General features: G+C 46.2%; 18 protein-coding genes and 3 tRNA genes. 12 read left to right on the top strand and 9 right to left on the bottom strand.

Features of this window, described 5'->3' with window-relative positions:
- Nucleotide 1: 1 nt before the first annotated feature.
- Nucleotides 2–3484 carry a SusC/RagA family TonB-linked outer membrane protein gene (locus ACLHR0_RS13145; RefSeq protein WP_436487164.1) on the bottom strand — a complete coding sequence of 1161 codons (3483 nt, stop codon included), beginning with the start codon at nt 3482–3484 and terminating at the stop codon, nt 2–4.
- 243 nt (nt 3485–3727) lie between these two features.
- Here ACLHR0_RS13145 and ACLHR0_RS13140 point away from each other — a divergent pair, with 243 nt between their 5' ends.
- The 4 genes from ACLHR0_RS13140 to ACLHR0_RS13125 all read left to right on the top strand — a co-directional run bounded on the left by ACLHR0_RS13140 (nt 3728) and on the right by ACLHR0_RS13125 (nt 8457).
- A complete protein-coding gene (locus ACLHR0_RS13140) occupies nt 3728–4315 on the top strand; it encodes a sigma-70 family RNA polymerase sigma factor (RefSeq protein WP_436487162.1) in 588 nt (195 codons plus the stop codon).
- Between the two features lie 43 nt (nt 4316–4358).
- On the top strand, nt 4359–5513 hold the full coding sequence (locus ACLHR0_RS13135) for a FecR domain-containing protein (protein WP_436487160.1): 1155 nt from the start codon (nt 4359–4361) through the stop codon (nt 5511–5513).
- 195 nt (nt 5514–5708) lie between these two features.
- The gene (locus ACLHR0_RS13130) at nt 5709–7628 is read left to right on the top strand and encodes an alpha/beta hydrolase-fold protein (protein WP_436487158.1); all 1920 of its coding nucleotides are present in this window, start codon (nt 5709–5711) and stop codon (nt 7626–7628) included.
- A gap of 274 nt (nt 7629–7902) precedes the next feature.
- Complete coding sequence (locus tag ACLHR0_RS13125; RefSeq protein ID WP_436487156.1) at nt 7903–8457, top strand: RNA polymerase sigma factor; 555 nt, start codon at nt 7903–7905, stop codon at nt 8455–8457.
- 49 nt (nt 8458–8506) lie between these two features.
- On the opposite strand, the gene ACLHR0_RS13120 is transcribed toward ACLHR0_RS13125, so the two are convergent.
- The 5 genes from ACLHR0_RS13120 to ACLHR0_RS13100 form a co-directional block, all read right to left on the bottom strand.
- Nucleotides 8507–10381: a RagB/SusD family nutrient uptake outer membrane protein gene (locus tag ACLHR0_RS13120; protein WP_436487154.1), complete on the bottom strand. Its 1875-nt coding sequence runs from the start codon at nt 10379–10381 to the stop codon at nt 8507–8509.
- Between the two features lie 52 nt (nt 10382–10433).
- Nucleotides 10434–13793 carry a TonB-dependent receptor gene (locus ACLHR0_RS13115; RefSeq protein ID WP_436487152.1) on the bottom strand — a complete coding sequence of 1120 codons (3360 nt, stop codon included), beginning with the start codon at nt 13791–13793 and terminating at the stop codon, nt 10434–10436.
- Between the two features lie 229 nt (nt 13794–14022).
- Nucleotides 14023–15207, bottom strand: coding sequence for a FecR family protein (locus ACLHR0_RS13110; protein ID WP_436487151.1), 1185 nt, complete (start codon nt 15205–15207; stop codon nt 14023–14025).
- 393 nt (nt 15208–15600) lie between these two features.
- Nucleotides 15601–15684: transfer RNA gene (locus ACLHR0_RS13105), tRNA-Leu, on the bottom strand.
- A gap of 81 nt (nt 15685–15765) precedes the next feature.
- Entirely contained in the window at nt 15766–16914 is a 1149-nt protein-coding gene (locus tag ACLHR0_RS13100; protein ID WP_429050786.1) for a sensor histidine kinase, read from the bottom strand.
- A 118-nt stretch (nt 16915–17032) separates the two neighbouring features.
- Here ACLHR0_RS13100 and ACLHR0_RS13095 point away from each other — a divergent pair, with 118 nt between their 5' ends.
- From ACLHR0_RS13095 to ACLHR0_RS13075, 5 genes are all read left to right on the top strand, one after another.
- Nucleotides 17033–18052 (top strand): glycosyltransferase family 2 protein, encoded by a 1020-nt coding sequence (locus ACLHR0_RS13095; RefSeq protein ID WP_429050785.1) that lies wholly within the window; start codon nt 17033–17035, stop codon nt 18050–18052.
- Between the two features lie 106 nt (nt 18053–18158).
- A complete protein-coding gene (locus ACLHR0_RS13090) occupies nt 18159–18359 on the top strand; it encodes a hypothetical protein (protein WP_370908358.1) in 201 nt (66 codons plus the stop codon).
- A gap of 163 nt (nt 18360–18522) precedes the next feature.
- Nucleotides 18523–19749 carry a PepSY-associated TM helix domain-containing protein gene (locus tag ACLHR0_RS13085; protein WP_436487148.1) on the top strand — a complete coding sequence of 409 codons (1227 nt, stop codon included), beginning with the start codon at nt 18523–18525 and terminating at the stop codon, nt 19747–19749.
- Nucleotides 19750–19975: 226 nt separating this feature from the next.
- Nucleotides 19976–20051 (top strand) — tRNA-Gly (locus tag ACLHR0_RS13080).
- Nucleotides 20052–20077: 26 nt separating this feature from the next.
- A tRNA-Gly gene (locus ACLHR0_RS13075) sits at nt 20078–20150 on the top strand.
- Between the two features lie 66 nt (nt 20151–20216).
- Here ACLHR0_RS13075 and ACLHR0_RS13070 read toward each other — a convergent pair.
- Together ACLHR0_RS13070 and ACLHR0_RS13065 are read right to left on the bottom strand one after the other, a co-directional pair.
- A complete protein-coding gene (locus ACLHR0_RS13070) occupies nt 20217–21386 on the bottom strand; it encodes a hypothetical protein (protein ID WP_436487146.1) in 1170 nt (389 codons plus the stop codon).
- The gene (locus ACLHR0_RS13065; protein WP_429063094.1) at nt 21373–22353 is read right to left on the bottom strand and encodes a DUF2157 domain-containing protein; all 981 of its coding nucleotides are present in this window, start codon (nt 22351–22353) and stop codon (nt 21373–21375) included. The genes ACLHR0_RS13070 and ACLHR0_RS13065 overlap by 14 nt, the downstream gene beginning before the upstream one ends.
- A gap of 132 nt (nt 22354–22485) precedes the next feature.
- Between ACLHR0_RS13065 and ACLHR0_RS13060 the strand changes: the two genes are divergently transcribed.
- Both ACLHR0_RS13060 and ACLHR0_RS13055 read left to right on the top strand, forming a co-directional pair.
- Entirely contained in the window at nt 22486–23358 is an 873-nt protein-coding gene (locus tag ACLHR0_RS13060) for an SMP-30/gluconolactonase/LRE family protein (protein ID WP_436487144.1), read from the top strand.
- A gap of 183 nt (nt 23359–23541) precedes the next feature.
- On the top strand, nt 23542–23835 hold the full coding sequence (locus tag ACLHR0_RS13055) for a GNAT family N-acetyltransferase (RefSeq protein WP_159454320.1): 294 nt from the start codon (nt 23542–23544) through the stop codon (nt 23833–23835).
- Nucleotides 23836–23971: 136 nt separating this feature from the next.
- On the opposite strand, the gene ACLHR0_RS13050 is transcribed toward ACLHR0_RS13055, so the two are convergent.
- Nucleotides 23972–24472: an OmpH family outer membrane protein gene (locus ACLHR0_RS13050; RefSeq protein WP_436487141.1), complete on the bottom strand. Its 501-nt coding sequence runs from the start codon at nt 24470–24472 to the stop codon at nt 23972–23974.
- Nucleotides 24473–24833: 361 nt separating this feature from the next.
- Here ACLHR0_RS13050 and ACLHR0_RS13045 point away from each other — a divergent pair, with 361 nt between their 5' ends.
- A complete protein-coding gene (locus ACLHR0_RS13045; protein WP_370908352.1) occupies nt 24834–25409 on the top strand; it encodes an RNA polymerase sigma-70 factor in 576 nt (191 codons plus the stop codon).

Genomic DNA, 25409 nt, shown 5'->3' with positions numbered 1-25409 from the left:
GTTAGAAACCTGCAACTACCCCAACGTTATATACCTTTTGAACAGGGTATCCCAATCCTGATGCGCCCATCTCCGGGTCCCATAGCTTAAAGGCGCTGATGCTGAATAAATTCAGGCCATTGGCATAAACGCGTCCACTGCTCAGGTGTAGTTTCTTCAAAAGCTGACCGGTAAGGTTATACCCGATCTCTGCTGATTTCATGCGTAAAAAGGAGCCATCCCTTAACCACCAGGTAGATGGTTGCGTATTATTTTCGGAGACGGTATTACTTAACCGCGGCCAGAAAGCATAGGAGTTGCGGTTATCTTCCGACCAGTGGCTGTCGGCAATAACTTGCAGCAAACCATTCTGGTAGCCGCCGTTCAGATAGAACGGAGTGGTATTGGCGGCGTTAATGATGAAAGACGACCTGGCGGAACCCTGGAAGAAAGTGCTCAGATCAAAATTTTTGTATCCAACAGAGAAACCGAAACCGTATATAATTTCCGGCGTGGTAGGATAGCCGATCGGTACATAGTCGGCATCGGTAATTTTTCCATCTCCGTTAATATCCCGGTATTTAATGTCCCCGCCCATAATACTGCCATATTGCAGGGGAGAGTTATTTACTTCCGCCTGGTCAATAAACAGTTTTTCTGCAATCAGGCCATAGATCTGGCCAAGCGAGTTGCCTACTTTCGACAGGTTCCGGTTATTTTCTGCGTACTGTGGTTCTTCATTTACCAGCAACTTACTTTTAGCATAGGTAAAGGTACCGCGTGCCTGTATCCAGAGGGAATTATTAAATGTTTTACGGTAATCGGCTGCCAGGTCTATTCCCCTGCTGTATGCCTTTCCTGCATTGGATGAAATATTTGCCTGTAATCCCATGGAACTGGGCACCGTGCCTCTTACCATGAGGATATTGGAACGGTTTTGTTCATAAGCATCTACTGTAATAGTGAAATCTTTGAACAGGGTGAGATCCATCCCGATATTGGTTTGTTTCGACAACTCCCAGGTGACATCGCGGTTCTCGTAACGGTTGATGGCTACGGTAGGCCGGTTGTAGGTGAAGTTGGTACCGAAGTATCCTGTTGAAGCGCCGTTTAAATTAACATCCGAGAGATAAAAGAAACGGTCGGTGGCGCTGCCTATCTGGTCGTTACCCACCAGTCCGTACGTGAACCGGAACTTCAGCTGGTTAACGGTATTCGCCAGCGGCTGAAAGAATTTTTCGTTAGATACGATCCAGCCTCCTCCCACAGAAGGGAAAAATCCAAACCGGTGGTTGGCGGCAAATCTTTCAGAGCCGTTGTATCCGAAGTTAAATTCAAAGAGATAACGGTTGTCGTAGCCATAGGTGAACCTGCCGGATATGCCCTGGTTGCGGGCCGGCAAAGAAAGCTGCAGGGTGGAGGCATTGCCGGTCAGGTAATTGCGGATGGTACCAATCACCATACCTCCTACGTTGTGTACCTTATCGAAGATCCTGGAATAGTTTACGGCTGCTTCGGCGTAGGTAGTGGTGTTTACATTTTTATCGCCTGGTGTATAGGTGAGGTACTCGGTGGGAGTTGTTCCAACGCTTCCCACGCTACCATCGTTGATCAGGTTTAAGCCGGTAAATTTTCCGTCCAGTGACCCTGCCTGGTAATAATAGGGGCTATACTGGCGGGAAACGGCAAAATTTGCGTACCGGCCGGTATATGCCATCATCCTTGCGGAAAGGCCGGGGGTAATGGCTGCGAGGTCCTGGCGCAAACTGAGCTGGGCTGTCAGTGTGCTGGTATTGGTGGCCTGGAATCCGGAAAGCGATTGGGCATAAGGGTTTACATATAACCCGCCGCCACCCGGTACCAGGGCATTTCCAAACAGGGGGTGTTTGGCATAGGGCATGAGGTCCGATGGGTATACTGCCGGAAATGCCACCGGGTTGCTCCAGATGGCATTATTAAAGGTAGCGGCGCCGCCGCCGATAGGACCGTTATAGTCATCGAACTGCCCTTTCAGGCTCACCAGTGCTTCTGTTGTTTTGGTGAGATTTAAAGTAACGTTTGATAAGATGGAATAGGATCGGAGTTTGATGTTATTGTTGAAATTATTCAGTGCGTTTTCCTTGAGGATACCGTTATCAATATTATAGGTCATGGCCAGGTAGTACTTTGCCTTGTCTGATCCCCCGCTGGCATTGATGTTAAAGCGCTGGTTGGTGGTGCGGTCCTTGATCAGCTGTTGAATCCAGTTGTTGTTAGGATATAATAGCGGGTCGTCTCCTGCAGCGGTATGATCGATCTTATTTTGTGAGTATGGCAATACGCCCAACGGGTTCCTGGTTAGCACCGCCTCGTTGGCGAGCTTCATATAGGTAATATTATCGGACAGTTTAAAATTTTGTGTGTTGGCAGAAGTGGAATTTTCCATGCGGAAATTGAAACGCATTTTTCCCAGGTTCCCTGTTTTCGTAGTAACCAGTATCACGCCGTTGGCGCCCCTGGCTCCGTACAGCGAGGAAGCCGTCGCGTCTTTCAACACAGAAAAGCCGGCGATATCATCTGGTTGCAGCCGGGCAAGATCCCTGGAGGAGGATTCTATGTTGTCAATTAAAATAAGCGGGTCCACTTTTCCTGCACCAAAGGTACCCACGCCTCTTACAAAGAACTGTGCATTGTCGGCTCCGGGTTCGCCACTGCGCTGGTAGGAAATGACGCCCGGAATTCTGCCGGCGAGCATCGTGGTGAGGTTCCCGGTAGGTCCTTTCAGTTCTTTTGGGTCAATGGCGGTAATGGAACTGACCATACTGGATTTCTTCTGGGTGCCGTAAGCTACTACCACCACATCTTTAATGGTGTTGTCTTTCGGCGAGAGTAATATCTCGTAATCGCCCACGATATTTTTAACGGGTACCTCTCTCGGTACGTAGCCTACGTATTGCACCACCAATATTCTGTTATCACCGGTGATTTTTAGTTTAAAACGGCCGTCCTGGTCTGTTTTAGCGCCGGTGGTGGTTCCTTTCAGCATCACTGTCGCCATGGGCAAAGGCGTCCGCGTATCTTCGGCAAGTACCAGGCCTGCTACCTGGCGGTCCTGCGCAGCGCCGGGATTCTTTTTTTCGGCCGGACTGGCATCGTCGGCAGCGGGTTTGGGTCCCCGTTTAATCAGCACCACGTTTTTCTTCACTTCATACAACAAACTGCGGCCTCTCAGTATTTCGTTCAGCACGGTGGCCACTTTGGCATTCGTATAGTCAATAGGGCCGCTGATTACCTCGTTTTTCAGCAGGTCGTCGCTGTAAAAAAAGGTAAGGTCTGTTTGTTTTTCAATCACCTGGAAAATGCCTTCCAGCGTCATATTACTTCCTTTGATAGTTACCGTGGAGGCAGGAATTTGCTGACTTCGTGCATTTAAGTGTAAAAAAAAGAGCAAAAAAATGGTGATACACACCCTGGACCCGGCAAAAAAACGCCGGCCAGTATTCAATAACGGGATACTTCTTTTCATTTTCCTTGTTTGGTTGACAATGACTGTAACGTGGTAACGATGGGTGCCTGCTTTTTGTGGTGCACTATACTAAGACGACACATTTTAAAAACGGGTGAATGAAAAAACCTTTATCCCGCTTGCTTAAAAAAATTAATAATTGTCAAACTAACATTTTATCAGACAAACGACTTATATTTAATTTCTATGTCCCAAATGAATATTGTCCGCGTTATCTGATCAACCAGCCTAAAAAGTATTTTTATGCCTGAATATCCGGGAGATGAAGTCATACTGGCGTTATTACAAACTGGAAATACCGGTGATGCTTTTGAGTTTATTTTCAAGAAATATTACCGGTTAATGTGGGCGAAAGCCTATGTCGGCACCAGCGATCCGGTGGCGGCGGATGATCTTGTGCAGCTGGTGTTAAGCGGTATGTGGGAAAAGAAATTGTACCGGAATATCAAGGGCTGTCTCAAAAATTACCTGCTCACCGCAGTCCGTAACCAGGTGAATGATTATCATAAGGTGAAGCAAAGGGCATTGAAGAAGATTGAGAAGTATGCGGAAACGGTTGACCGGTCTTATCAGCACGAGTCGAATATGCTTAAAGAAAGGGATATGGAAGACCGGTGGAGCGCGCAGGAGCAGCTTCACCGGCAGTTGCATGAATTGCTGAGCGAGCTTCCGGCCCAACGTCAGCGGGCATTTACCCTGGTGTACATGCAACAAAAGAAGTATCATGAAGTGGCCGACAATATGGGCATCAGCATCAATTCACTGAAAACCCATCTTAAAATGGCCGTTAAAACACTGCGCACCAAACTGCATCCACCAGTGTCGGAATGAAATGTACTGCAAGCGTTCACCTATCTTCTTAAGTTTACTATCAATGACCTCTGATAAACAACATATTGATCAATTAATGCTGGAAAAGCTGACCGGGAGTATTTCCGGGGAAGATGACCATGCGCTGCAGCAGCTCATGGCAGCCGATCCGGCATTGAAAGATGCGTTCAGTTGTTTGCAACAGCAACTCAATGAGCCTGCTGCAAAACAATACCTCGATCAAATGGATGAATCGCAGTTGTGGGAAGAAAGAAAACACCTGTTTAAGAAAAATAATACCCGCAATATGCAGGTATTGTATTGGGCTGCTGCCGGCATATTGTTGCTGCTTGTAAGTGCTTTGTACTTTCTTTTTCCCAGGGAACAGCCGCAGCAACCGGTTGCTGCTATAAAAAGCGCCGCGCCGGCCAACAGTGTTATCCTGCAGATGGCCAACGGACAAACCATTGTGCTTTCCGATACCACACAGTCATCGTTGCTCAATATCGGCTCTGCGCAGATGCGGGTGTCGTCCAAAAGCCTGCAATACGAGGCCGCAGGTACCGACGCACCTACTGCGATGAACCTGTTGCAGGTGCCGGCAGGGAAAGACTATAAACTTACGTTGCCGGACAGTACAGAAATATGGTTAAATGCGATGTCTGAAATCAGGTTCCCGGTATCGTTCAATGGCCGCACACGTGAAGTGTTTGTAAGCGGTGAAGCCTATTTTTCTGTCCGCAAAGATATTAACCGGCCTTTTATTGTACATACCGGGCAGTTTTCTGTTAACGTACTTGGTACTGCTTTTAATATCAACACCTACAGCAGCAACAGCCCCCGACTTTCGCTTTCTTCGGGTAAGGTTTCCCTGAAAAGTAAAACCGGTAATCAAAGGGTACAGTTGTCGCCGGGATATGAAGCCATTTACAATCCTCAACAAGGCAATGGTTTCAGGGTGGATGAATTCAATGCAAGGAATACGCTTGCCTGGATGGAAGGAAAATATTACTTCAGGAATACCAGCCTGAAAGAAATTGCAGTGGTGATCAGGCGCCTGTTTGATGTGAAGGTACAATTCACTGCGCCGGGTGCGGAAAACATCACGGTGAGTGGGGTGCTTACCAAAAAAGAAGGGCTGCCGGAATTTATGGATAACCTGTCGAAAACTACGGATATCAAATACCAGTTGACGGGCAGCGTGCTTCAGATCCTATGAGACGCCGCCCGCTTAAGATGTACGCCGCACTAACCCTTTAATTGTTTCCTATGATGGAAATTATTGTCCATAAGACAATTATACTATCAATTTCAACAAATAAGCCATCGGTTAAAAGCGGGTCCCTGTATTTTTGTTTTATTAACAGGTGCTTTAACCCACTACGCGCATTTGTAACAGGAAAAATCATTCAACATGAAAAAGAAAGTATTTAATCTTGTCATTCTGCTATTGTTTACCCTCACTGCTTTTACGCAAGGCATTATTGAGCATGCACCGCCTGGTTTTGATACCCTGCATGCAGCTATACCGCATGGCCGGATCGATACCATCAGCTATAGCTCCGTAACCGTAGGCAATCCGCGCAAAGCGCTGATATACCTGCCGCCGGGATTTTCGAGGAAGCATAAATACCCTGTGTTATACCTGTTGCATGGCATTGGCGGCGACGAAAAAGAATGGCTGAACGGCGGCACGCCCCAGGTAATACTCGATAACCTGTATGCCGAAGGGAAAATTGAGCCTATGATCGTTGTTATGCCTAACGGAAGGGCCATGAAAGACGACCGGGCTACGGGTAATATAATGGCTCCCGATAAGGTGCAGGCGTTTGCCACTTTTGAAAAAGATTTATTGAACGATCTTATTCCCTATATACAAAAGAAGTATCCTGTTTATACCGACAGGGATCACCGGGCCATCGCCGGGTTGTCGATGGGAGGAGGGCAGTCACTGAATTTCGGACTGGGTAACCTCGATACATTTGCATGGATCGGCGGTTTTTCGTCTGCTCCAAACACGAAAGTACCGGAGCAACTGGTACCGGATCCTGCCAGTGCCAGGCAGAAAATAAAACTACTCTGGATCTCCTGCGGCGCCAGCGACGGATTAATTTCTTTCAGCAAGCGTACACATGATTACCTGAAAAAAAACGATGTGCCGCATATCTATTACATTGAACCGGGAGTACATGACTTTAAAGTGTGGAAGAACGGGCTGTTTATGTTTTCGCAGCTGATCTTTAAACCGGTGGATACTACCACCTTCCCAAAGTACCCGGTGGTAGGCGCCCCTGCAGCAACCAATGTGCGCAATGCAAAGTATCCACAGGTAATGGCAGACCATCGCGTTGTTTTCCGCGTCAAAGCGCCGGAAGCCCGGAGAGTCCAGGTTGACCTGGGCCGCAAATATGACATGGTGAAAGACACCGGTGGTGTATGGACCGTAACAACAGATTCCATCGGCGAAGGATTTCATTACTATTCGCTGCTGATAGATGAAGTAGCCGTTGCGGACCCCGCCAGTGAAACCTTTTACGGCATGGGAAGAATGGCAAGCGGTATTGAAATACCGTTTGCCGGCGGTAACTATTATGCGTTAAGAGATGTGCCGCATGGAGATATCCGTATCAAAAAATATTTCTCAAAGGTTACCGGTTCATGGCGGCAGTTGTATATCTACGTTCCCCCTGGTTATGATGCAAATACAAACGGAAAATATCCCGTGCTCTATATTTTGCATGGTGGTGGCGAAGACCAAACCGGGTGGGCTACGCAGGGTAAAACGGATCTGATCCTGGATAACCTGATTGCCGCAAAGAAAGCCGAACCTATGCTGGTGGTGATGCCTGATGCCAATGTAGGTGGCACTGCTTTCGACGAATCCGCCTTGAAGACATTTGAATCGGAACTGAAGGAGGTAATTATTCCCCTGGTAGAAAAAAATTATCGTGTGGAAGCGACGGCAAAGAAAAGGGCATTAGCCGGATTGTCGATGGGCGGCATCCATACGCTCTATACAGGTATTAAAAACACGGATCTGTTTTCTTCCCTGGGTGTATTCAGTTCAGGCTGGATACAGTCGCGGCAGGCTGGTATTGCGGATGCGCAGTACGATTTTATGAAAGCCAATACCGCCACGATTAACAATAATTTGAAAACGTTGTGGATTGCAATGGGAGGAAAGGAAGATATCGCCTACAAGAATTGTCAATTGATGCTGGCAAAATTGGATGACCTGAATATAAAGCATACCTATAGCGAATATCCAGGCGGCCACACCTGGCCGGTATGGCGGAATAACCTGTTCAACTTTGCGCAAGTGCTTTTTAAGTAGCGGGCCGGTTTGTTGCCCCAAAAATAAGAGGTAAAAAATGGTTACTTACCCAGGCGTATGGGAGCACCACCTATCTACCGGCGTTTCACATGCAACAACGGGAATGGACAAGTAAGTATACCGGATTTTATTTATCTCCCCCAAATCCGCATTACCAAAAAACGCATGATGGAGCCATAATGCTCCCGGAATATACTATATTTGTGCTATAGCGAAGAGCTCTTTAAAATCCAGATCAGTATATCTATTCGTGATTAAATAGGTTATTACATTTATGTCCACGTCTGAAGAATCACCTACTTTTTTAGCCAACGGTGATAGAGATTCATTTAACGACTTATACAAACGGTATTGGGAAAAATTATTCATTGTTGCCAATAAGCACCTGAAAGATGCAGTGGCAGCAGAAGACGTGGTACATGATGTATTCTTAAGTTTGTGGAACAACAGGAAGAAGGTGGAAATAGGCCAGTTCGAAAACTACCTGGTAACGGCAGTCAAATACCAGGTGCTCACCCAGATCAGGAAGAAGGCTTACGCCCGGAAATATACCATGGATGCTGCTATGGACAACCATCCTGAATTAGTACCCGAAATCAGTGATGCCGTACATAACAGGAGGATACTGGAACTTGTATATAAGGAAATAGACCAGTTACCGGAAAAATGCAAGCTCATCTTTCAATACAGCCGGGAAGAAGGAATGAGCTCAAGGGAGATTGCCCAAACACTGAACATCAGCAAAAAAACAGTGGATAACCAGATCCATAAAGCTCTGGAACGTTTAAAGTTCCGGCTCAGGCATATGCTTTTTTCGTTTTTAGGATAATAAAAAGCGCCGGTATCTTTGCAAAGGTACCGGCGCTTTTTATTTGTTTTTACCAGCCAAAATTTTGTACCAGTTTACCACCTCCCTTATCTATTTCTGTTTGAGGAATTGGCATAAGATAGTGCCGCTTTGTAAACACGCGTCGCTGTATGGTGGTGAGCTTGTAAAACACGGCGAGGCCTGCTTCTTCGCTACCCGGATCAAATCCGGTAGCCTGTAGTTCGCCTGAGGAGGGCCGGGCATTCATACCATGCACATCCCTATTATCTACATTTTCAGCGATCAGCCAGCGGCGCACATCCCAAAAACGTTTTCCTTCAAAGGCAAACTCCACGCGCCACTCATTCTGGATTCGTTTTCGCATTCCCGCTTTTGTATTATCATTTGTGCCGCTCACCGGTAATGCCGGCATCGATACGCGGGCTCTTACTTTATTGATGGCGTCGTACATATCCTGGCTGGGAGCATCCAGGTATTCATTCATTGCTTCGGCATAAATAAGATAAATTTCGGCCAGTCGTATCACCGGGAAATTCCTGTTGCCATTTCCCCCTCCCCTCAGGTTTACACCAGGGTCACACCATTTTCTCCAGTTATACCCGCTCTCGCAATTGGTGCCTGATTTTGGCCATCCATCAGAAGCCCCGCCATTGTTGCCAAAGTAGGCATATTTTAACGGGCGCCTGTGGTTGGCGGAATCCCAGAAGGCATATTGAAAATTGATGCTGGCATAGAAACGCGGGTCCCTGTTTTTGTACATGTTGGAAATATTTTTTGCCTGCCGGTATGCTTTCCCGTCCCAGAGAGGGCCATCCCAGAAACCATCTTTAGTATAACCCGAATGGACGTCGGTAATTGGCAGCCCGTTGTTCATTTCGTAGGCATCTACCATTTCCTGGAATACGCTGAATTTACCATTTCCGCCGGCCGATTGTGCATCCTGCCCATTCGGCTGCATCGTCTGGTCCAAATCCCTGGTGGAGCCTATCAAATAGGGTAAAATGGTTTCCTTATACTCACGGGAGTAGAACAGGCGTGCATAGTTATCTATCGGGTTCGATGGATTGGGATTGTTCAACGCATATACATTCATATCCAATACTGCCTTTGCTGCATCGGCTGCCTTTTTCCATTTTTCCTTGTCATAAGTTTGTGGAAAGAGTTGTGCGCCGTCTGTATTTTTTATGCCGGCGTACATGGTATTCCCGTTAAACAAGGGGCTGGCAGCATATGCGAGCGTAATAGCTTTTAATGACATCGCGGCGCCACGGGTTATGCGCCCGGTTTCCCCTGGGTTATCGGTATAATCGATGGGCAACACCGGCGCTAACTGGTCCAGTTCTGTTACTATATAGTTTACCACCTCATCTACCGGCTTCCTGGTATTCAGTACATCAGGAATACCTTCGCTTACATCCGTAACATCGTCTCCCAGCAGCGGCACTGCACCATAGGATCTGAGCAGCTCAAAATATAATTTGGCCCTGAGAAAACGTACCTCTGCCTTATACTGGGGTATGCGGATGCTGTAGTAATCTGCCCGGTCTTGTGGAATCGGGGTGTTATCTATATTTTTCAGGAAAATATTGGCTCTTCTTATAAACTGGTAAGACCATCCCCAATTATCCAGCGAATTATCCGTAGGCCCCCAGGCGCCAGCGTTAAATTTCAACTCCGGCACATTTTCCCAGTGATTTTTGCATTCATCCGTACAGGCGCCCAACACTGTATTATAGTAGATGTTCGTGGTACTTGTATTTAACGACGTGTACATATTGGCCCAGGCCCGTTCCGCCGTATTTATATTATCGTAAATATCTTTTTCTGTAACAATTTCCTTGGGAACAACATCCAGATACTTCTTACAGGATATAGCTGTTACCCAGAGAAGCAGGAGTCCGTGGAATAATATTTTACGTGTCATTTGTTGTTGATTTTAATTATTCAGATAACAGGTGCCTGATCGCATTGATTTACTAAAATGAGAAGGTCAATCCTGTATTGATGACCCGCTGTTGCGGATAAGTGCCGGTACCGTCGCTGGCTATCTCCGGATCAAAAATTTTCAATTTATCCCAGGTAATGAGATTAATACCATTTACAAAAATCCTCGCATTACTGAATCCTATTTTATTAAGCCAGTAACGGGGAATATTATAGCCTATCTCTACTGTTTTTAAGCGCAGGTAATTGCTGGAGTAAATCCAGAACGTGGAATTTTGCTGGTTGTTGGTATTGTCCTGCGAAGAGAGGCGTGGATATTTATAATCGCCGTCAGGATTGGAGGCTACCCAGTGGTTGTCTTTCACATCTTCCAGCACACCTGCAAATCTTGAGAAAGGAAAGATACCAGACCCGTTCACCAGCAGGGAGCCGCCATAACCACCCTGGAATAATACACTTACATCAAAACCGGCGTAGTGGTAAGAAAAGCTTACGCCTAAAATAGAAGTGGGCTGATTACGTTTACCCGGCAGGAAACCGGCATCGAGAGAGTTAATAATACCATCTCCATTAATATCCTTGTACTTGATATCGCCGGGCTGCACGGTTCCAAACACGGATTGTGAAGGGCTTTTCGCTATATCATCATTATTCTTAAAGAAACCGATGGCGGTATATCCATATATGGATCCCACTTCGCTGCCAGCCCTGGCCTGCCATTCCCTGCCTTTATAGTCCGGTTGCGCATAATAGGCTATCCTGTTTGTTGCGTACGAATAGTTAACACGAACGGCATAGCCCTGTTTCCTGAATTCGTGCCGGTGCTCAACAGACAGGTCGATTCCCTGTTTATTCACAATGGCGGCATTCAAAGCGGGTTGATTCAGAAGTCCCACGGTGGCCGGCACCAGTTCGGAGTTAATAAGAATGTCTTTACGTTTCTCCCTGAAATATTCTACGGTCATATTCAATCCTCCTTTCCATAATCCCACATCCAGTCCTACATCGGTTTTATAACCCTTTTCCCAGGTAAGGTTGGGGTTGGGAATCCGTTGCTCATAAGCACCGCCATAACCGGTACCATCACGGTTTACGCCAAACTGGTAGCCTGCATCATCAGGGTTCCACTGGCTTAGGTAAGAGAACCTTCCGGATGGTAAAGCATAAGTTCCGGTGATCCCGTAAGAGCCTCTTATCTTTACCTGGTCTACAAATGATAACCCCGGAGCGGAGCGGACAAATGATTCTTTGGCTATATCCCAGCCTGCAGAAACAGCAGGGAAAAACCCGAAGCGTTTACCGGACGGAAAGTTTTCCGCACCATTGTAAGCGCCGGAAAATTGCACTGTGTAGCGGTCATCATAGTTATACATCACCCTTCCTACAACGCCCTGGTTTTTATACGGAAGCCCGGGAATAGCATTACTCACTCCGCCGCCAACGCCGTCAAAAAAGGAAGATTGGGTATAAAGCACCATGGCCTGTATGGTATGCCTGCCGAAAGTATTATCATAGTTCAGGTATGTTTCCAACGTGGTGCGCCTGGTGCCGTTGGCATTTACGTCATAGCCCAGGGTGCCATCCCCGTTTTCAATCACCTGGTAGGTGCCGCTTTTTGCGAGGTCGGTCACCGTATCGGCTACTACGCCTGGCAGTAACTTGTAGAGGAAAGTGCGCCTGGAAAGGCCCCGTTTCACGTTACGATAGCTGGTGTTGTCGAATGAGAGTCTTACTCTTGAGCTGAGTCCTTTCAGGAAATAATGCATATCCCATTTAAAGCCTGCGGTCGACTGAAGATTCGTTTCAAAGTTCCGTTGGTAGCCCGATTGGGTTAACTGCACATATGGAGAGGCCGGCACGGTATTAAATGCAGCGGGGCTGCCATCCGGGTTGGTAACCGGGTACCACCAGGCAGGCGCTGATTTAATGGCGTTAAAAATATCGCTTGCATTGGCGCCCGGGTAGTTCCTGTCGCGCACAATAGCGCCCAATCCCAGTTCCATGCTGAGATCTTTCGAGATCTGCAGATCAATATTGGAGCGGAAATTATACTTGTTGGTAATGGCCTGCATGTTGTATCCTTCGATCTGGTCTTCATACCGGTATAACCCGTTTTGTCTTAAATACCCCATGGATACAAAGTATTTGGCAAATTCATTACCTCCTGTAACGTTGATATTTCCCTGTTGCATGAGGGAGTAGGGCTTCAGCATGGCATCCATCCAATTTACATTGGGGTAGATATACTGGTAAGCGGGCTTGCTCCTGTTGCGGTAGTATTGCAATACGGAATCCGTGTACTGTATGGCCACCGGCAGCCCGTCATTGATTAGCCCTTCGCGGTACATGGTAAGCCCGTCGTAAGAGTCGGCATACTCCGGTAACCTGGTAGGGCTTTGCCATCCGTTTTGCAGCGTCACATTTATACGTGGCTTGGAAGTAGTACCTCTTTTGGTAGTAACCAGTATTACGCCGTTGGCGCCGTTGATACCATAAATGGCAGTAGAACCTGCATCTTTCAGGATACTGATGTCTGACACTTCGTTTGGATCGATATCACTGAAGGAGCGCTGAATACCGTCGACCAGGATAATGGGGCTATTGTTACCGGTGGTACTTAATCCCCTGATGAAGAGGTTGGATCCGTCAGCTCCAGGCTCTCCGCTGTTTTGCACCGTGATGAGGCCAGGTAACCTGCCGGCCAGCGCGTTGCTAATATTGGCTACGGGGCTTTGCCTTAGCTCCCTGGGTCCAATAGAAGCAATAGAGCCGGTAAGGTATTTCCGTTTTTGCGTACCGTATCCTACTACTACCACTTCTTCAATACTTTTTGCATTCAATTGCAGTACCACATCAATAGGAAAACGGGTAGTACTGAGCACATTGATCTCCTGGGAAATGTAAGTGGCATAGCTGATCACCAACGTGGCCCCCGTATCGGGCACCTTTATAGTAAACTTGCCGGCATTGTTGGTGATGGTGGAGGTTTGTGTTCCTTTGATCACTACAGTAGCCCCCACCAGCGGTTCCCCGATGTTATTATAAGCGGTTCCCGTTGCTTCAATATACCGGCCCTGCCTGGGTACAGCCTGAAGAGCAGGCTTTCCCCTGATCACAATTGTTTTGTATTTTAACTCATAACTAAATGGCTGGCTTTTGAAGATCTGCACCAGTATTTCTTCCAGCGGTTTATTCACCTCGTTAATAGTAACTGGTACCGCTTTTTTAAGCAGGTCGTCCTGGTATACAAAAGCATAACCGGTTTGTGTTTTGATCTTTTCAAAGATGGCCGGCAGCGACATGTTCGCGCCCTTTATCGTTACTGTTTGGGCCATAGTGGTGGCGTTCACCTGGAAAGTGGCAACAAGAATAAAACAAGCAATTAACTTCATGGCTAGAAAGAACGAGGCATGGAAGGGCCGCAGACGTTTAAATCTGCCCCAAATGGAAATAAGATTCATTATCTTTATAATGTTTGGGTGATAAATGGTTGTAAAGCGATATTGTTACAGGCTGTTTGGACCCAAATGTTATCGTCCGGAAGTGTGACCGCACTTCCGGATTTATTTTTGGATCTGCATGTACGCGGAATTTTATGTACTATTCATTGGCATTAGATTCTTATTTGGTTGATACAATAACTTTATTTCCTTCCAGTTGATAATGCACTGTACCAGTAGCCTCCAAAATATCCAGCATCTGTTTTACGTCACTTTTCCTGGAAAAAACGCCGGACAGGTTAATATTATCCATATTGCCCCTGTACTCTATTGAAACATCATACCAGCGTGCAATTTGCCGCATGATGCCTTTAATATCCATCCGGGTAAACCGGAATTCCCCGTTTTTCCAGGCAACCGCCCGCTCTATATCGGCTTTAGAAACTTTAAATTTCAGGTTGGTTTTTTCCAGTGTCGACTGTAAACCCGGCAATAGTGAGGCAGTACCTGTGGAATAAGCGGTTTCCACTTTTCCCTCCAGTAATGTTGTTTCAATGGATGCTTCATCATCGTAAGCCATCACGTTAAACTTTGTGCCGAGCACTTTTATCTTCATGGCCTTGGGCAGCCCGGTGTTACGAACGGATACAATAAACGGAATTTTCCTGCCCTCTTCTGAAAGCACGGTGGCTACTTCAAAATATCCTTCTCCCGACAATTCCACTTCCCTGCTGTCTGCATTAAATGCTACCGGGTACCTGAGTGACGACGCCGCATTAAGCCAGGCTTTTGTTCCATCGGACAAGGTAACACAGTATTGTCCGCTTTTAGGGGTAATAATAGTGTTATAAGCCACCGATGACAACTGCACGTGTTCACGTGTTGGCACATAGGCTACCTTCCCATCTTCGGATTTAATGATCTGTATTCCGCTTTTGTTGTCGATAGGTCCATCTGCAGTACTATCCAGCTCAATTTGCCTCCCGTTTGCCAGGATCAGCGTTGCTTTGTTATTTCCGGCATCTCCCTTTTTTACTGTTGTTTTAGCGGCAAGCAGCGGTTTGTTGGAGAACACCCCCCTCTGGACCAGGAAGTATGTTCCGATGCCCAGTATAACAGCCGCTGCTGCTGCGATTTTAAGCACTCCTGCGCGCTGTTTCTTCCGTTGCCTTATAGTGAGGTCTATACTTTTATCCAGGCGGTCATGTATCCTTTTTCCTATCTGCATTCTTAATGCTGCCAGTGCTTCATCTGCGGGAGCCTCTGCTGCGTCTGCCGAATAGAACCAATCGTTTACCAGCCGGGTTTCCTCCTCGTTGGCTTCCCCACGCAGGTATTTTTCTATAACGTGAATCGGTAAGTTCATAATAATAGAAGTATACTGAACGGGAGATGATACCCATGCGGAATAAAAAAAAAGTGGGAAGTATCCTGATTGTTTTAATTACGCCCGCTCCTGTTCCCTGTCTCAACAGGAGAAAAAATACTGGGTTTGATCATCAAGGGGGGCTCAATCAAAGACATCAGGGAGTGAACTGTATATTTCCGGGGATACGGTGAAAAACACATCGCCGGAATAATATCCGGTTTTCAAAATGCAAATGCTCTACCATAAAGTATTTTAGTTAAAATCTATTGGAATTGCCATGAAGTGAGTAAGGAGCAGAGCTTTCAAGAAAATACGATGTTCCGGTGTGGGCTTAGGTTTCAGGCAACAAAAATAAAAAAGGGTAATGCTTTAAAACATTACCCTTTCGTGTGCGAAGGAGGAGATTCGAACTCCCAAGCCCTTTCAGGCACTACCACCTCAAAGTAGCGCGTCTACCAATTTCGCCACCTTCGCATCTGGTAGAATGGGGTGCAAAAATAATGGCTTTTTTAAAATAAGCAAATTTATTTATTCATATTTTACTGAAAAGGCTCATTATTTCCGCAATAAGATCCGGAAAGTGGTGCCTTTATTTATTTCGGACGACTTCACATACAGCCGGCCGCGGTGATATTCTTCAATGATCCGTTTGGCCAGCGACAGTCCCAGGCCCCATCCCCGTTTTTTGGTGCTGAATCCGGGTTTAAACACTTTCTCGAAGCTCAGTTTAGGAATGCCTTTACCTGTATCGGCCACATCGATGGTGATAAAAGTAGGGTGGTTTTCTATGGTGATATCTATCTTTCCTTTTCCTTCCATTGCATCGAGCGCATTTTTTAATAAATTTTCCACCACCCAGTCGAAAAGCGGGGGTGAAAACATAGCGGGCAGCTCATCTTCTGCGCTGTGAACGGTGAGTATCACCTTCTGGGGCGCCCGTTTGCGGATGTAATTGGTCATGTTTTCTATCTGCGCCACAATGTCTTTCTCTTCCAGTTTCGGTACGCTGCCTATTTTAGAGAAACGGTCGGTGATGAGTTTCAGCCGGTCCACATCTTTGGAAAGTTCTGTTACGATAGTGGCATTGGCTTCATTGTCGCGCAGGATTTCCAGCCAGGCTTCCATAGAGGAAAGGGGGGTACCCAGCTGATGGGCCGTTTCCTTGGCCAGTCCTACCCACACCTGGTTTTGGGTGGCGCGGTTGGTACTGGACAGGGCAAAGAGCACAATGGCAATGAAAAGGGTTACCACAATCAGCTGAATGTACGGGTAATAGCGGATCTGCCGGAGTATCAGCGAATCGCCGTAGTAGATGTAGTTATACAGTTTCTGTTTGGAATCTACTTCCATGATAAACGGCGGGTGTTGCTTTTTAAACGCCTGCAGTTCGTTGCTCAGGAAGTTGGGGTCCTGCATGATCCGCATGGAGTCGAGGTTACGGCTGTCCAGGATCTTACCGGTTTCATCGGTCAATATCAGCGGGATGGTAGTGTTGTTGGTAACGATGTCTACTGCCAGGTTAAGGTTGGCTTCGGAACTTGCCCGCAGGAGTTCGCGGTTGGCTTCCACCCAGGTAGCAACTTTTTTTCTTTCTTCTTCCTGAATGTTCCGGGATAAATTACTTACAAACCAGATAGTAGTGCCTATGATAAGCACTGCTATGGAGGCCAGTACAAACTTCCAACCGATATACTGTTTAAACATACTTCTAATTTAAGCCTTATTCGACTTACCTGAATCTGTAATGATTCGCAAATATTAGAATCCTTTGTTGCATATTTGCATCTCAAAAATAATTGTTCACGCATAAACGTAATTGCCGTTGTCCGTATTGCCATCAGTAGCAGTTGTTATTTTAAATTGGAATGGGAGATCTTTTCTGGAAAAGTTCCTGCCATCAGTTTGCCGTTCTACCTACGGCAACCTGCAGCTGGTGCTGGCCGATAATGCCTCTACGGACGACAGCGTGGCTTTTGTGGCGGAACATTACCCGCAGATCCGGATTATTCAGAATCCCCGGAATGATGGGTTTGCCGGCGGGTACAATGATGCTTTGCAGCATGTGCAGGCCGATATTTATGTGCTGCTCAACCAGGATGTGGAGGTAGAACCGGGCTGGATAGAGCCGGTAGTGGCACTGATGCAGCAGGATACGAAGATTGCTGCCTGTCAGCCTAAAATGCGGGCTTACAAAGATCCCGATGAATTTGAATACGCAGGAGCAGCCGGTGGCTGGATGGATATCCTGGGCTATACGTTTTGCCGGGGACGCATCCTGTACACTACGGAGAAAGACAACGGGCAGTATGATGATGTGAAGGATATTTTCTGGGCAACGGGGGCGGCATTGTTTATCCGTTCGGCCTGTTATCACCAGGTAGGAGGCTTCGACCGCGATTTTTTTGCACATATGGAAGAAGTAGACCTTTGCTGGCGGCTGCAAAGAGCGGGGTACCGCATTTGTTACTGCCCCGATTCCAGGGTGTTTCACGTAGGAGGAGGGAGCCTGCCCCAGGGCAATCCCCGCAAGCTGTACCTGAACTTCAGGAACAACCTCATGATGCTGTGGAAAAACCTGCATAGCGAAGACCGCTGGATAGTACTGGTACAACGTTTTTTCCTGGATATACTGGCAGGCGTTAAAAGCCTGGTAGCGGGAAAGCCAAAGGATATGGCGGCTATTTACCGGGCCTATAGGGATTATTATCGCTGGCGCAGGAACTATGTGAAGAAAGATAACCTGCCGGAAATGAAGCTGATGAAAATGAGTGGCGTGTTTCATGGTATTATGATCTGGCGCTATTATTTTCTGGGACACAAACATTTTTCTGAATTGATTTAGGCAGCGGCAGGCTCCGGGAAAAGTTGCTTATCTTACAAAATAACCCGGTATGAAAATTCGAAAATTTCAAAATATTATGTAGGTTTGCACCGGAAATAAACTGATTATGGAACAGAATACAATAGAAAATAAGTACGATATCACTATAGACAAGGTTTCCCGTTCCCGCTGGCTTTTCTACGTACAATTGTTTTGTATGGTAGCCTTTATCGTGGGAGTTAGCTACGGGCTTTACGCACACAGATACAAGGGCAAGCCTGAAGTAAAGGTGCAGGAAAGTTCGCTGTACAATCCGAAATATAAGTAAGCTGCGGCTTCAACATAATTATCCAGCCTCCACCGGTTTTCCGGTGGAGGCTTTTTTATGCCTTTCCGTTTTGCGTAAATAAAATTCCCGATCCGATCCGTTTTTCTGACCATTTGAATCGACTTTTGTATCTCCGGAATGATATCTACCGGAGGGTGTTAGTATGTTTAAACGGACGGACAAGTTAAAGAAGAAGCAGCACAAGTCGCTGTTCAGGGTAGTTGTGGATAAGTTGCATCTCTGGCTGGGGCTGGGAGCAGGCATTATTGTGCTTATTGTGAGCATCACCGGCTGTTTGTTTGTTTTTCAGAAAGAAATAAACGATTATTATTATCGTAAAATATTATATGTAACCCCGCAAAATACACCCTTCCGCCCGGTAAGCGAGCTGAAAAAGACGGCCCAGGCCGTTCTGGGGTCCGATAAACCGGCAATGACGATCACCACCTACACCAGGCCGGATATGGCCTGGGAGTTTATGTCCTATAAGGGCAACGATACTGCCTTGACCTATTTTGGCACATTGGAGCACTATGAATCGGTGTTGGTGAACCCTTATACGGGAAAGGTGACCGGGAAAATCGACTATAAGTACAATTTCTTTTCCATTATAAAAGGGATCCACTGGAGCCTGTTGCTGAACGATAAGTACGGACAAACCATTGTAGGCTGGAGCACCCTTATTTTTGTAGTGCTGATGATTACCGGGTTGATCATGTGGTGGCCAAAGAAGTGGAACAAAGCCAACCGTGATAAGAGTTTTAAAATAAAATGGAAAGCAGGCTTCAAAAGAGTGAACTACGACCTGCATAATGTACTGGGTTTTTATGCCATGATTATTGCATTGGTGATAGCTTTTACCGGCATGGTATGGGCGTTTACGTGGTTCCAGACAACCGTATATGTAGTGGCTTCCCGCAGCACTACCCCGCCTGATATAAAAGAATATCAATCTGCCAAAACAACTGCACAACTGAGCCAGGATCCGCTGGATATCGCTTACAGCAAGGCTCTGCCCATACTGAAAGATGCAAAGCGCCTGTTCATTTACCCGGCAGCCGGTGAAACCGGGGTGAACATCATCAGCGGAAATAAAAGAGACGAAACTTATTACGGCTCCGATAACCTTACCTTCGACCAATACAGCGGTGCATTGCTTGGAAGAAGGAACGACTCGCATAAAAATGCCGGAGAGCGGTTAATAGATATGAACTACGATATCCATGTAGGCGCTATTGCAGGGCTGCCCGGAAAGATCCTGGCGTTCATTATCAGCCTGATCTGTGCATCGTTACCGGTAACGGGTTTTTATGTATGGTGGGGTAAGCGGAAGAAGTCGAAAAAGAAGCCTGTAGTGATCCGTGCATCTGCAGTACCAAGCACAATGTAAATAAAAAGTATTACTTATCTTTCTGCTGAAATGCTTTTCCCTGTTGTGTTCCAGCAAGTTGCCGTATACAGCGGCGTGAAAAATATTCGAGAAAGTTTCAAAAAAAATTTTGTGTTTTCAGTCCGTTTCCTATCTTTGCAATCCCAACGAAAACGCCACGGGGCAAGCAAACGAAAGAATGCAGTTCAATGGGAGAGTTCTTAAAATAACAAAGTTTTTAATACCTGCGAAAGTAGCTCATTTGGTAGAGCACGACCTTGCCAAGGTCGGGGTGGCCGGTTCGAGCCCGGTCTTTCGCTCCAGTTTTTATAAAGTTCTTAATACATCTGCGAAAGTAGCTCATTTGGTAGAGCACGACCTTGCCAAGGTCGGGGTGGCCGGTTCGAGCCCGGTCTTTCGCTCTAAAGCCTGACTGATCATTTCAGTCAGGCTTTTTTTATGCCCGGAGGCGAAAGACTGTTCCACTTTTAATATCCTCCGCTTGCTCCGCCACCACCACCGGTACCACCGCCAAACTGTACATCATTACCAGCAGGTTGCGCACCAGGTGCATAAGTTTGCGCAATGATCAGCGACTCCAGTCTTAGTTTATCTGCCAGGGAAGGATCTTCCGGTTCTGCATAGGTGAAGCCATGCTTCGGCTCTTTCAGGTAACGGATCAGCGCCCAGGCGCCTACCGTGAGTACAAGGCCGCCGAGCACCATCGCAGTTTCCAGCGGAAGCACGCTATGATAATAACGGATGGTAAATACAATAGCCGCCAGCAATATCATACCCGTGCGCAGCAGCACGGCATCTTTTTTACGGATGCCCAGGTAAAGATATACTACCGGGATAACAGCGGTATAAATCCAGAAGAAGATAGCACCCGGAATACTTTCTCCGTCCTGCAGCTGCAGATCAAACATCGCATTACTCAGCTCCCTTACCACGAAATAGTTGCCCGCCAGGTACAGCGTGAGTAAAGATAATACGGATACCACCGTCAGGCAATGTTTATAATGCCTGCTGCTATGATAGGCGGATATTTTCTTCGCCGCCACGTACGCTGTTATAGAGACGAACATGATAAGGAACGGCACAATGGTTTTGGCAACAGGCCCCAGTTTGATCGCCACGGTGAATATAAATCCTAAAAAAGCCAAATAAGCCACACCTGCCATCAGCATATCTGCAAAGCGTAAGACAGCCAGCACGGTAACAAAGCCAACCACGAAACAGATAGTAGAAGCAGAGATCCGGTCTACGATAACCATGCTGCTGCAAATAAGCATTACAGCGCCCCATAACAGGGCATCATCAACTCCCGCGCGGAATAACTTCTTCTCACGGATAAACATTTCCAGGATACCGTAACATACCAATCCGGCGAAAATACAAAGACCGGCAAACCCGTCTTCGTTACGCAGCATATCCATTGCCATCAGCGATAACAAGCCAAGCGAAAAAGAAATGATCACCACCGTAAGAATAAACAAACCGATTTTAATCACAGGATTGGGTGTATAAAAATTTACCGGGTGTGCCGCTTCAATAGCCTGATAAGCAGGCACGGTGATACAGTTTTTCCGAAGCGCTTTTTCTGCTGCTTCTTTTATTTCAAGGTTGTCGAGTGTTTGGGAATTATACGCTAGCATGTTTAATTTTTTTGTTGAGGCTGATCAATAATACAATGACCCCGATGGCAGAACCAATGAAGTACAATAACCCGAGATACAGGCCGCCGATATCGTTTGTTAATATAAGTAAACGCACCACGGCAATACTCACTGCGATATAGCCATATAAAACGGTGATCAGCACAAAGTAGAACGACCGCTCTTTGAATGCTTCTTTAAAAAGAAAGAAACCAATAACTGCCATGAATGCAAGCCAGGCGAGCCAGCTGGCGTCAAACACGCACATGCCGGCAATACAGGCAATGAAAATGATGTGCGCCCCGAAGTTCTGGTAGGTAAATGCAAAGTGTTTTTTCAGATTTTTCCAGGCAGACAGGAATGCCAGCCCTAACAGGAGTCCGCCCAGTATCACGCCCGTATAAATAAGCTGTACACTGCCAAAGTCGTTGGCGGATAATAGCTGGAAGGGCGTTACTGCAATGCCCATCCAGGCGGCGAGGTTGGTGATCGCCATCGACAGCACTCCCAGGTGATCGAAATAATAGGCGCTCACGGTGAGCACGGCCAGTGGTATAAAAGTGGCCAGTCCATAGGCAGTACCAAATGCGGTGTATTGAAACTGGAGATAACCCACAAAGGTGACAAACGTGAGGCAACCTAACAGTAACGCATAATCGAAAAAAGCATTGGGCGAATTTACTTTACTCCATGAAAAAGGCGCTTTTTTCCGGATGCAGTAACTAAAGCAACCGGCGCAGATTACACCAATGATCATCAATATTACCTGGTGACCAATAGTGTCGATATTTTTATAGATCAGGATGCCCAGGCCACCGCTCAACAGCAGTACGCCCAGGTACAGTAGTGTTTTGATTTCCCAGTGGAGGGAGAATAGCTGCTGATCTTCCGCAGTTTTAACTGCTGTAAGCTCCGCATCATTTATCAGTTCTGCTGCGCGGAGTTTTTCAAATACTTTAATGTTCATAGATGGAGTTAAGGTAGTTGGAATTAACACTCGTTAACTCCTGCAATATACAATATCAGCGCACAAAACTATATATTGTGGTATATGGAAATGAATAGCAATACTGCTTTTATTTAAATCAACAGCGCGAACATGAAAACATTCCAGGCCTCCATATTATCTGCATTAACTTGTGAACTAGGCGAAGGCGCTTGCTGGTGGCCGGAAAGGAATAGCTGGTGCTGGGTGGATATCCTTGGGTTTACAATTTATATACAGGACGTAAACGGCTACCAGCAGCAGTTTTATGTTGGCGACTATGTAACCACGCTGGTGCCGGTTGCCGGCAGGAATGAGCTGGTGGTGGGTTTGAAAGATGGCATTGCCTTTTTTTCTCCGGAGCAGGGATTGGGTAAACGTATCGCTGTGCTGGAGGAACGCAGCCAGGTGCGCTGTAATGATGGTAAATGTGACCCTGCGGGCAGGCTGTGGATTGGCACCATGCAGATGCCGGCAGAAGAAGGAACGGGTAACCTGTATTGCATCAGCGGATCAGCAGCGCCTGTATTAAAACTGGGCGGTGTAACCATTTCCAATGGGTTGGTGTGGCAAGGAAATAAAATGTATTACAACGATACGCATACCCGTACGGTACAGGAATTTAGTTATGATGTTTCCACTGGTGCGATTGCCTTTACAAGAGTGGCCTTGCATATTCCGCCGGAAATGGGCTGGCCGGATGGCATGGCAACAGACAGTGAAGGGATGTTGTGGATAGCCCATTGGGGCGGTTACGGTGTATATTGCTGGAATCCTGAAACCGGTGAGTTGCTGGGAAAAGTGGGGGTGCCGGCGCCGAATGTGTCGTCCTGTGCTTTTGGCGGTCCGAATATGAACGAATTATTGATTACAACCGCCCGGGAGCACATGACGGCCGGACAGATGGCTGAATTTCCCCTTAGTGGCAGTGTGTTTCACGTAAGGCTACCTGTTAAAGGCTTACCTGCCAACTACTTTAGGTATTAATTATTTTTACATATTATTGTTTCACGGTTTTCTGCTATATTATTAGTATATTTGCAGACGGAATCAGCTTTTTCAGGGTATTTTAATACCATTCGTACTATCTTATTTCAACTTCCCTTTGCATAAGATACTTCCCTTTAGTATGCTACCGCTAGAAACATCATGTAAAAAATAATTATGATCATGAAGGATTTTAAAATTATTGACAACAAAGAGGCCAGGCAGTTTGAGGCGCATATCGCCGGACAGATGGCTAAAGTTATTTACGAAAGAAACGGAAGCCGTATTTTCCTGACGGGTGCAGAAGTGCCTCCGGTATTGGAAAAGCAGGGTGTATTGCCAATGATGCTGGGAAAAGTTATGGAGGAAATTTCTGCACAGAATATCCGTATGGTGCCTTCCAGCAAAAAAGTGGCTGAATTCGTACGCAGCAATCCTCAGTGGAAAACGCTGCTGGCACATGGCTTACACATATAGCTCTTTATTTTACATTTGACATTTAGTTATTTAATTATTTGCGGGCCATCCACATTATCAGTATCAGAATGGCGGAAGATTCATCAGGCATTGAGACCAGTCAAATAACTAAATAACTAAATATTCAAATGCCCTTCTACCTGATTCCCATCTTCACCTTGACTGCTGACATCAGGTCATCGGCTTCTGCGGATACCAACACCGCGTCTCTGGAGTTATCAATCACCAGCGTATAGCCCTTTTCGTTAGCTACCGCCTTTAAAATCTTTTTTGCTTTATCAAGAATAGGTGTCAGTAATTGCTGCTCCCTGGTATTCATGGCCTGTTCAGACATCTCTTTATATTTCTGGATATTAGCCTGCAGCGCTTTGATTTCAGATACCTTCACTTCCTTCATAGCCAGACTTAACGTATGCTGGGTACTGTCAAAATCAGTCACCTTCTTCGTGTACTCGGCCACCAGCTGCTGCCCGTCGGCATTCAGCTTTTCCTGTAAGATATTTAATGAATCTCCTGCCAGCTTACTTTCAGGCATCATACCAATCATTTGTTGAAAATTGATGTAGCCCGTTTTGGACTGGGCAAACAGAACAGTACTTCCTAACAGTAAGAGACAAAGTGTACAGATAAATTTCATCGGGATAATTTCCACAATAATAATCGTCCAGTTGTGAAATATTCTTTAACACGAATATAAAGTAATGTTAAAGTGACGTGCGAAGGTTGTCTTGCTCAGGATTTAACTGATTATGCGGATTACCTTGATTTTGTTTTTGCATGATTTTCAGATTACTTAATAACATGTTATAAAACATTAGTTTATATATTGTATAATCATTATAAAATCAAAAAATAAAATCAAGGTAATCCGCATAATCAGTTAAATCCTGAGAAAGACAAACTCCGCGTAGGGGTAAGTGCTTGGAAAGGTGTCGTATAATAAATCAGTTCAATTGGCAGAAGGAATTATATTTGACGTTAGATATCAAACCCTAGGCATGGAATTTATAAATCCGGGTAACACTGCAGCACCGGTAATAGAAAACTCATTAACATTTGAACAGGTTTTTAAAACTCATTTTAAAGGCTTGCATGCTTATGCATGTACCTTATTAAAAGACGAAGTGATGGCGGAAGAGATGGTACAGAATGTCTTTTGTAAGCTGTGGGAAAAATCAGGTGATATAAAAATAAAGCAATCTGTTTCGGGGTACCTATACCGGGCAGTGTATCACGAGTGCATTAATTATCTGCGGCACCAGAAAGTGAAGGCTACCCACCAGGCACATACCAAATACCAGATGAGCAATGACCATGATACCGGTAACGCATCCGGCAAAGTAATGCTGCGGGAGCTGGAAGAGAAGCTGGACGCAGCTTTGATGGCACTACCTGAAAAATGTCGCACCGTTTTTCAGCTCAGCCGCTTCGAAGAACTGAAATACCAGGAAATAGCAGATCGCCTGGATATCTCTATAAAAACTGTGGAAAATCAGATGGGCAAAGCGTTGCGCTTATTACGACTCAACCTGGTAGATTTTCTGCCCTTGTTATTAATTTTGCTCCACCTGTAA

Source organism: Chitinophaga sp. ARDCPP14 (genome assembly GCF_051362515.1).
In the GTDB taxonomy this organism is placed as follows: Bacteria; Bacteroidota; Bacteroidia; order Chitinophagales; family Chitinophagaceae; genus Chitinophaga.
The sequence above is the reverse complement of the archived record's forward strand: the minus strand, read 5'-3'. Positions and strand labels throughout refer to the sequence as shown.